The sequence below is a fragment of the Streptomyces sp. URMC 126 genome (assembly GCF_051386555.1).
Classification (GTDB): domain Bacteria; phylum Actinomycetota; class Actinomycetes; order Streptomycetales; family Streptomycetaceae; genus Streptomyces.
Genome location: NZ_JBPQTX010000270.1, coordinates 1 through 9,790, shown reverse-complemented (window position 1 = coordinate 9,790; position 9,790 = coordinate 1). Strand labels below are relative to the sequence as shown.

The window sequence follows — 9,790 nt, the reverse complement described above, 5'->3', positions numbered from 1 at the left end:
GGCGACCTGTCGCAGAAGATCACGGTGGACGCGCGCGGCGAGATCCTCGCCCTGAAGAACACCATCAACACGATGGTCGACCAACTCTCCGCCTTCGCCGACGAAGTCACCCGCGTCGCCCGCGAAGTCGGCACCGAGGGCAGACTCGGCGGCCAGGCCGACGTCAAGGGCATCTCGGGGACGTGGAAGAACCTCACCGAGTCGGTCAACGTGATGGCCGACAACCTGACCGCCCAGGTGCGGTCGATCGCCCAGGTCACGACGGCGGTGGCCAAGGGCGACCTCTCGCAGAAGATCAACGTCGGGGCCCGGGGGGAGATCCAGGAGCTGAAGGAGACCATCAACACGATGGTCGACCAGCTCTCCTCCTTCGCGGACGAGGTCACGCGGGTCGCCCGCGAGGTGGGTACCGAGGGAAACCTCGGGGGCCAGGCGACCGTGCGCGGCGTCTCGGGCACATGGAAGGACCTGACGGACAACGTCAATGTGATGGCGTCCAACCTCACCGGCCAGGTGCGGTCGATCGCCCAGGTGGCGACGGCGGTGGCCAAGGGCGACCTGTCGCAGAAGATCACGGTGGAGGCGAAGGGCGAGGTCGCCGCGCTCGCCGACGTGATCAACCGGATGGTCGACACGCTGTCGGCGTTCGCCGACGAAGTCACCCGGGTCGCCCGGGAGGTGGGCACCGAGGGGATGCTCGGCGGCCAGGCGCGCGTGCCCAACGTGGCGGGCACTTGGAAGGACCTCACCGACAACGTCAACTCGATGGCGAACAACCTCACCGGCCAGGTCCGCAACATCGCACAGGTCACCACGGCGGTCGCCAACGGCGACCTGACCCGCAAGATCGACGTGGATGCCCGCGGCGAGATCCTGGAGCTGAAGACCACCATCAACACGATGGTCGACCAGCTCTCGTCGTTCGCCGCCGAGGTCACCCGCGTCGCCCGCGAGGTCGGCAGCGAGGGCCGGCTGGGCGGCCAGGCGGAGGTCGAGGGCGTCTCGGGCACCTGGAAGCGGCTCACCGAGAACGTCAACGAGCTGGCCGGGAACCTCACCCGTCAGGTGCGGGCGATCGCCGAGGTCACCAGCGCGGTCGCGGAAGGCGACCTGACCCGGTCGATCACCGTCGAGGCGTCCGGCGAGGTCGCCGACCTCAAGGACAACATCAACGCGATGGTCCGGTCCCTGCGCGAGACCACCCGCGCCAACCAGGAGCAGGACTGGCTCAAGTCCAACCTGGCGCGGACGTCCGGCATGATGCAGGGCCACCGCGACCTCACCCTGGTCGCGCGGCTGGTCATGGAGGAGCTGGCCCCGCTCGTCGGCGCGCAGTACGGCGGTTTCTACCTCGCCGAGGAGGCGGACGACGGCCCGTCGCTGCGCATGATCGGCGCGTACGGGCACCCGGAGCGCGGCGACGGGGCGGACGCGCCGCGGTTCTCCTTCGGGCAGTCGCTCGTCGGGCAGGCGGCCGCCGGGCGCCGGACGATCGCGGTGGACGACCTGCCGCCCGGGTCGGTCACCGTGCCGTCCGGGTTCGGGCTGATCGAGCCGTCGCACCTGGTGGTCCTGCCGATCGTGGTCGAGGACCAGGTGCTCGGCGTCATCGAGCTGGCCTCCGTCCACCGTTTCACGCCCGTGCAGCGGGACTTCCTGGAGCAGCTGCGCGAGACCATCGGTGTCAACGTCAACACCATCGTCGCCAACGCCCGGACCGACGAGCTCCTCGACGAGTCGCAGCGGCTGACGGCCGAGCTCCAGGCCCGCTCCGAGGAACTCCAGGTCCGGCAGGAGGAGTTGCAGCTCTCCAACGCCGAGCTGGAGGAGAAGGCGGCGCTCCTCGCCCGCCAGAACCGGGACATCGAGACCAAGAACCTGGAGATCGAGCAGGCCCGCCAGGAGCTGGAGACCCGCGCGCAGGAGCTCGCGCTCGCCTCCAAGTACAAGTCGGAGTTCCTGGCCAACATGAGCCACGAGCTACGCACTCCGCTGAACAGCCTGCTGATCCTGGCGCAGTTGCTGTCGCAGAACCCCAGCGGCAACCTCACCGGGAAACAGGTGGAGTACGCGGAGATCATCCACTCGGCCGGCTCCGACCTGCTCCAGCTCATCAACGATATCCTCGATCTGTCGAAGGTCGAGGCGGGGAAGATGGACATCTCCCCGGAGTGGGTGCCGCTGCGCCGGCTGCTCGCCTATGTTGAGTCGACGTTCCGGCCGATGACCGGCCAGAAGGGCCTCGGCTTCGACGTACTGACCGAGCCCGGCGTGCCCGTCGCCCTGCTGACGGACGACTCGCGCCTGCGCCAGGTGCTGCGCAACCTGCTGTCCAACGCGGTGAAGTTCACCGAGACCGGCCAGGTGGAGCTGATCATCGAGCCCGTCACCGGCTCGGAGCTGCCGCCCGCCGTGCGGCGCCACGGCGCAGCGGTCGCCTTCCGGGTGCGGGACACCGGCATCGGCATCGCCGAGCACCAGCTGGAGGCCATCTTCGGCGCGTTCCAGCAGGCGGACGGCACCACCAGCCGCAAGTACGGCGGCACCGGGCTCGGTCTGTCGATCAGCCGGGAGATCGCGTACCTGCTCGGCGGCTCGATCATCGCCGAGAGCGTGCCGGGCGAGGGCAGCACGTTCACCCTCTATCTGCCGGTGGCCCGGCCGGACTTCCACGAGCTGGCGGCCCACTCCCCCGACGGCGAACCGCTCGCCGGAGCCGGGACGGCGGACGCGGAAGGGGCGCGGCCCGGCCTGCCGGAGAGCGCGCCGCCCGTGCCGCGCCACCGGCGGCTGCTCGTCATCGAGCAGCAGCCGCGCGGACTGCTGTCGATGGTGGCCGAGAGCGCCCGCGCCGGCCTCGTGCCCGCCGACGGCGGGACGACGCCGGACACGGTCGACATCATCAGCGCGGTCGGCGCGCAGGAGGCGGCGACCGTCCTCGCCACCGAGGTCTGCCACTGCGTGGTGCTGGATCTCGACATGCCGGACGAGGAGGTGCTGCGGTTCGTGGAGGCGTTGAGCGCCGATCCGGCGCTGCGCACGGTCCCCGTGCTGGCGCACAACAGCAGGACGGTGGGGCCGGAGCGGGAGCGCGAGCTCCAGGAGCGGTTCGGCGGCCGTCCGCTGGATCTGCTGTCCAGCCTCGACGAGCTGCGGCAGCGGATCGCCCTGCACCTGTCGGCCGCCCGGCCCGGCGACGTCCCGCCGGCCGCGTCCGCGAGCCGGGGGACGCGCCCGGCCGCCGCGGAGCCGCGGGGGCGGGGCCACGACCCGGTGCTCGCCGGCCGGACGGCCCTGGTCGTCGACGACGACGCGCGCAACCTCTACGCCCTCACCGGCATGCTCGAACTCCAGGGCATGACGGTGCTGCACGCCGAGAACGGGCGGGCGGGGATCGAGGCGCTCACCACCCATCCCGAGGTGGACATCGTGCTGATGGACGTGATGATGCCGGAGATGGACGGGTACACGGCCACGGCCGCCATCCGCGCCATGCCCGCCTACGCGGAGCTGCCCATCATCGCGGTCACCGCCAAGGCCATGCCGGGCGACGAGGAGAAGACGATGGCGTCGGGGGCGAGCGACTACGTCACCAAGCCGGTCGACGCGGACGATCTGATCGCCCGTATCCGCCGCAGGCTGGCGCCGTGAGCTCCGGGCCGCCGTCCGGCGTCCGCCGCCCGTATCGTCCGTGCTGTCCGTACCACCCATGTCGTCGGAACCGCCGGCGCCGTCACCGAGGAGCGTCGTAAGTGGAAAGCCACCGGCGGGACATCCCCTCCCGCGACGACCTCCCGTCCCGCGACGACGTCCCCTTCCCCGGCGGTGCCGCCCCGGGCGGCCCGGTGCCGGCGCCGCGTTCCGGCACCGGCTCCCGGCCCGTCGCCGGTGCCGGAAGCGCGCCGGACGACGGCCCGGCCGGGGAGTCCGCGGGCGCGCTCGTACCCGCCGCGTACCCGGTCCGGACGTATGCCGGGGAAGCGGTCGCGGAGACCGCCTCGGAGCTGGGGCGGCTGGCCGCCACGGTGGCGCGGCTGCGTGAGGAGGTGCTGCGGGCCCACGCCGAGGCGGACGGGCGGGCGCTGCTGGAGATGGCCAAGGGTGTGCTGGTGGAGCGGTTGCGGTTGAGCCCGGTCCAGGCCGCACGGCAACTGGTCGAGCTGGCCGGGGCCGCCGGCGTCCCGCCGCTGGAGCTGGCCGCCGACATCGTCAACCAGGCGGCGCGGGACCGGCTCTCCGAGGCGGCGCACGACTTCCTCGCCCGGACGGCCGGGGACGCCGAGGACCCCGAGGGTGGCGCGGAACCGGATGGCGACGCGGCCGGTGCCTCGGTCGCGGTGCGGCTGCGGACGGCCGAGAGCGGCGCGCTCGCCGCCGGTGACACCCAGGCCGTCGCCCGGTCGCTGCTGGAGCACGCCCTGACGCCGCTCGGCGCGACGGCCGTCGCGATCTGGGTGGCCGGGTCCGGCGGTTCCCTGCACCTGGCGGGGTACGCGGGCATCCCGGCGGACGAGGCCGTGCGCTGGCACTACGTACCGCCGGGAGTGGCGACCCCCGCCCGGCGGGCGCTCGCCGCCCGGGACCAGCTGTGGTTCGAGGACCTGTCCGCCACCGGGCTGCCGTCGGTGGCCCACCGGCTGCTGCCGGGCGGCGGCCGGGTCACGGTGCCGGTCGAGACGCAGGGGCGCATCCTCGGGGTGCTGGAGATCTGCTGGCCCGGCGCCCCAGGCCGGCGGCTGCCCGCCGTGCGGCGACAGATCGACGCGCTCGCCGAGCTCGTCGCGCACACGCTGGAGACGCTCCCCGCCGCTCCGGCCGGCCGTCCGATGCCGGTGCCGGCCGGCCCCGGTCCGGACCTCACCGAGCTGGCCGACAGCCTCTACGACCCGGCGCTGGTGCTGCGGGCCGAGTCCGACGCGCAGGGGCGGCTGGTCGACTTCCGCATCCGGCACGCCAATCCGCGCTTCACCGACCCGGCGGGCCGGCCGCGCGGCGCGGTCGCCGGTGCCCTGTTGCTGGAGGCGTATCCCCTGGCGGCGGAGGAGAACGGGCTGTTCGCCAAGGTGGAGCACGTCCACGCCACCGGCGAGCCGTTCCGCGCCGAGGGGATGCCGTTCACGGCGATCGTCGGGCAGGTGCGGGTGCCCACCACGACGGACGTGAGCATCAGCCGGCACGGCGGTGAGGTGCTGCTCGTCTGGCGGCCCGCCGGCGAGCCGGCCCGCCTGGCCCATCTGCTGCGGCACGCGCAGCGGCTGGGCCGGATCGGCGGTTTCGAGGAGGATTACGTCACCGGCCGGATCCTCTGGAGCGAGCAGCTCTTCTCCCTGCACGGGCTGCCGGCGACCGCGCCGGCGGTCCCCCTGGAGCAGCTCTCCAGCCTCGCCCACCCCGACGACACCGCCGCCATCGGCCGCTTCCTGCGCACCGTGCTGCACCACCGCAGGCCCGCGTCGACCGCCTTCCGGCTGCAGCGGGCCGACGGCATCACCCGGCAGATCCGCGTCGTCGCCGAGCCCGTGCTGGACGCCGACGGCCGGCTCGTCGCGGTACGCGGAGCGTTCCAGGACATCTCGGCCCAGCACTGGACCGAGGTGGCGCTCGCCGCCACCCGCGACCAGCTCGCCTACAGCGAGCAGCGGACGGCCGAGCGGAACCGGCTGGCGCGGCAGCTCCAGCAGGCCATCATGCCGCCCGCGCACGGCCCGATCGACGCCCCGGACCTGGACATCTCGGTGCGCTACCGGCCGGCCGAGGACGACAGCCTCGTGGGGGGCGACTGGTACGACGCGATCGTGCTGCCGTCCAAGCGGGTCCTGCTGTCGGTGGGGGACGTCGCCGGGCACGGCATCGAGGCGGCGACGGGCATGGTCGCCCTGCGCAACGCGCTGCGGGGCCTGGCCACCACGGGCGCCGGCCCGGCCCAGCTCCTGGGCTGGCTCAACCTCGTCGCCCACCACCTCACCGACCAGGTCACCGCCACGGCGATCTGCGCGCTGTACGACACGGAGACCCGGGTGCTGAGGTGGGCCCGCGCGGGCCACCTGCCGCCGGTGCTGATCCGCGGCGGCCGGGCGGAGACCATTCCGCTGGTGCGGGGGCTGCTGCTCGGGGCCATCGGCGAGACGGAGTACGAGGAGGGTGAGATCCAGCTCGAACAGGACGACGTCCTGCTGCTGTACACCGACGGGCTGATCGAGCGGAAGGACCGCTCCCTGCAGGACAGTCTGGACCAGCTGGTGGCGACCGCGGCGCGGGGCGGTGCCACCCTGGAGCAGCGGCTGGACCGCCTGCTCACGCACAGCGGTTCGGACACGGACGACGACACGTGTGTGGTGGGCGTGCGGCTGCGCTCGCCGGATCCGGTGAGCTGAGCCGAGCCGGCCCGTCCGGCGTTCAAGGGCTCGGGGGGTGGGGGACCCCCGCGAAAAGCGGTGAAGGGGCGGGCCGGGGCGCTCCCCGCCCGGGGCCGCCCGACGCCGGCGCATCACCCCGTCCGGCGCGGGCACCCGTGCGACCATGGGAAACGTGGAAGACCTCAGCGCGGTCGAGCGGCATCTGACCCACCGCTTGGCCTCCTGCCGCCATCCCCTCGTCGAGCGGGCCCGCCCGGTGATCGGCGAGGCGGCGGAGCACACCAAGCTGTGGTGGGGTGCGGCTCTCGCCCTGGCCGCCTGTGGCGGGTTCCGGGGCCGGCGGGCCGCCGTGGCCGGGCTGACGGCCATGGGGGCGGCGGAACTGCTCTCGAACGGCGTCGTGAAACCGCTGCTCCGCCGGCGGCGTCCGCCGCGGGAGCTCGTCCCGCACGACGGCGTCGAGGAGCGCCCCGACAGCTCGTCGTTCCCCTCGGGACACACCGCGGCCGCCGTCGCCTTCTGCGCCGCCGTCGGCCGGGCCTGGCCGTGCGCGGGCGCGCTGTGCGCCGTGCCGACCGCGCTGGTCGCCGCCGAGCGGGTGCACAGCGGCGCGCACTACCCCAGCGACGTCGCCGCGGGCGCGGTCCTGGGCGCCGCCTCCGCCTGGGCCACGGGCCGGCTGCCCCGGCTGTCGGTTCGCCTGGCGCGGCACCTGCTCCCGGTCTGACGGGCCCGGTGGGAAGCGGCGCGGAGGCCGTTCGCCGGGACCGCCCGACGGACGTCGCCGACGGGATGTGAAGATGGCTGGCATGTACATCCAGCGCAGGAACAACGTGACGGTCACGGGCCCCGCCGACGGACCGGCGGTGGTGCTCGCGCACGGTTTCGGGTGCGACCAGAACATGTGGCGCCTGACCGTTCCGGCCCTGGCCGAACGGTACCGGGTGGTGCTGTTCGACTACGTCGGCTCCGGCGGCTCGGACCTGTCCGCGTGGAGCGAGGAGCGGTACTCCTCGCTGGACGGCTACGCCCGTGACGTGGTCGAGGTGTGCGAGGAGCTGGATCTGGAGCGGGCGGTGTTCGTCGGGCACTCGGTCAGCGCCATGGTCGGGGTGCTGGCGGCACGGGACGCCCCCGAGCGGATCGGGGCGCTGGTGATGGTCGGCCCCTCGCCGTGCTACATCGACGACGGCGACTACCGCGGCGGGTTCGGCGCGGAGGACATCGAGGAGCTGCTGACCTCGCTGGAGTCCAACTACCTCGGCTGGTCCTCCGTGATGGCCCCGGTGATCATGGGCAATCCGGACCGTCCGGAGCTCGGGCGGGAGCTGACCAACAGCTTCTGCGCCACCGACCCGGACATCGCCCGCGTCTTCGCCCGGACGACGTTCCTGTCGGACAGCCGCGAGGACCTCAAGAGCGTGGCCGTGCCGACCCTGGTGCTGGAGTGCTCCGAGGACGTCATCGCGCCGCGCGAGGTGGGCGCCTTCGTGCACCGGGCGATCCCCTCGTCCCGCCTGGTCACCCTGGCCGCCACCGGGCACTGCCCGCAGCTCAGCGCCCCGGAGGCCACCGCCGAGGCCATCCTCGCCTTCCTGGCGGAGCTGCCGTGAACCGCCCCAGGGGCGAGGGCCCGGAGCGCTCCGGCGCCGGCGACCGGGCGCACACCGACGCGGCGTTCACCGCCCTGCTGGAGGACAGCGCGGAGGAACTGTACGAGTCGGCCCCCTGCGGCTATCTGTCGACGCTGATGGACGGCACGATCGCCAAGATCAACGCCACGCTGCTGGACTGGCTGGGCCTGGAGCGAGCGGCCGTGGTGGGGCGCCGGCGCTTCACCGACCTGCTCACCGTCGGCGGGAAGCTGTACCACGAGACGCACTTCGCGCCGCTGCTGCGGATGCAGGGCGAACTCCGGGGCATCGCGCTGGAGATGAAGACCGCCGACGGCGGCAGGCTGCCGGTGCTGGTCTCCTCCGTGATCAAGTTCGGGGGGACGGGCGAGCCGCTGCTGATCCGCACCACCGTCTTCGACGCCCGCGACCGGCGCGCGTACGAGGAGGAGCTGCTGCACCGCCGCCAGGAGGCCGAGCGGGCCCGCGCCGAGGCCGAGCGCGCGCACGCGGAGGCCGAGGAGGCCCGCCGGCAGGCCGAGGCCGACCGGGTCCGGCTGGCCGACGCGCTCGCCGTGCTGCAGCGGTCGCTGCTGCCCGACTCCCTGCCCGCGGTGCCCGGCCTGGAGACGGCCGTGTACTACCACACCGCCTCGGCGGACCGGCTGGGCGGCGACTTCTACGACCTGTTCCCGCTGGACGGCAAGCGCTGGGCGTTCTTCCTCGGCGACGTGTGCGGCAAGGGCCCGCAGGCCGCCTCGCTGACCTCGCTCACCCGCTACACCCTGCGCGCCGCGGCGCTCCACGACCCCGACCCCGCCGCGGCGTTGACCACGCTCAACGCCGTCCTGCACGACCGGTACGCCGGCGGCGGCGATCCCCGTTACTGCACGGTGATCTTCGGGGTGGTCGAGCCCGGCGCCGACGGCGAGGGCGCCGCCGTGCACCTCGCCTCCGGCGGCCATCCCCCGGCCCTGGTACTGCGCGCCGACGGCCGCGCCGACTACCTGCCGACCCCCGGCGGACTGCTCGTCGGTATCCTGCCCACCGCCCCGGTCGGCACCGCCCGGCTGACCCTCGGCCCCGGTGAGACGCTCCTGCTCTACACCGACGGCCTCACCGAGGCCCGGACCGGGCCGAACCGCGACGATCTGTACGGGGAGGACGCCCTGCGCGCCTTCGCCGCCGACCGCGCGCCGGCCTCGCCCCAGGAGACGATCGCCGCGCTGACCGGGCTGCTGGAGAGCTTCGGCGACGGCCTGGACGACGACACCGCGCTCCTCGCCCTCGGCGTCCCCGCCGCCTCCCGTCCGCCCGAGCGTCCGACACCGCCTCCGACCCCGTGAGTCCCCCCGCACACACCATGAGCCTTCTGCACATCACCCACCGCGACACCGCCGCCGGTCCCGTCCTGCACGTGGCCGGCGACCTCGACTACGAGCGGGCCCCCGCCCTGCGCCGCCAGGTGGCCGGCCTCGCCCTGCGACCGGACCAGTGCCTGGTCGTCGACCTGTCCGGGCTGGAGTTCTGCGACTCCACCGGCATCACGGCGCTCCTCGCCGCCCGCCAGCACGCCCTCGCCGCCGGCGCGGGCATCGCCCTGAGCTCCGTCCCCGCGAACACGCTGCGCGTGCTGCGCGTCGTCGGGCTCGACCGGGTCTTCACGATCCGGGAGGGCTGAGGGGCCGGGAGTCGGCCGGCCGTACGACGGGCCGCATGACCGCCGTCACGTGAGTGAACTCACCACGGAAAACGGACTTTTCGCCTCATTGGCGCATTTAAGCTGTACGGATGCCCTCCGCCCCGGCCCCCGCCTTGCCC

General features: G+C 73.7%; 6 protein-coding genes. All 6 read left to right on the top strand.

The genetic code is table 11. The features are described from left to right. Nucleotides 1–3,651 (top strand): HAMP domain-containing protein (locus ACSNOK_RS25885; RefSeq protein ID WP_436783179.1); only part of this gene is annotated, 3,651 nt, incomplete at its 5' end. A gap of 194 nt (nucleotides 3,652–3,845) precedes the next feature. Then, entirely contained in the window at nucleotides 3,846–6,374 is a 2,529-nt protein-coding gene (locus ACSNOK_RS25880; RefSeq protein ID WP_436783181.1) for a SpoIIE family protein phosphatase, read from the top strand. Nucleotides 6,375–6,519: 145 nt separating this feature from the next. Further along, nucleotides 6,520–7,083 (top strand): phosphatase PAP2 family protein, encoded by a 564-nt coding sequence (locus ACSNOK_RS25875; protein WP_436783178.1) that lies wholly within the window; start codon nucleotides 6,520–6,522, stop codon nucleotides 7,081–7,083. Between the two features lie 82 nt (nucleotides 7,084–7,165). Beyond that, complete coding sequence (locus ACSNOK_RS25870; protein WP_436783180.1) at nucleotides 7,166–7,969, top strand: alpha/beta fold hydrolase; 804 nt, start codon at nucleotides 7,166–7,168, stop codon at nucleotides 7,967–7,969. Beyond that, entirely contained in the window at nucleotides 7,966–9,315 is a 1,350-nt protein-coding gene (locus ACSNOK_RS25865; RefSeq protein ID WP_436783177.1) for a PP2C family protein-serine/threonine phosphatase, read from the top strand. The genes ACSNOK_RS25870 and ACSNOK_RS25865 overlap by 4 nt, the downstream gene beginning before the upstream one ends. Before the next feature lie 17 nt (nucleotides 9,316–9,332). Next, complete coding sequence (locus tag ACSNOK_RS25860; RefSeq protein WP_436783176.1) at nucleotides 9,333–9,650, top strand: STAS domain-containing protein; 318 nt, start codon at nucleotides 9,333–9,335, stop codon at nucleotides 9,648–9,650. Nucleotides 9,651–9,790 lie beyond the last annotated feature (140 nt).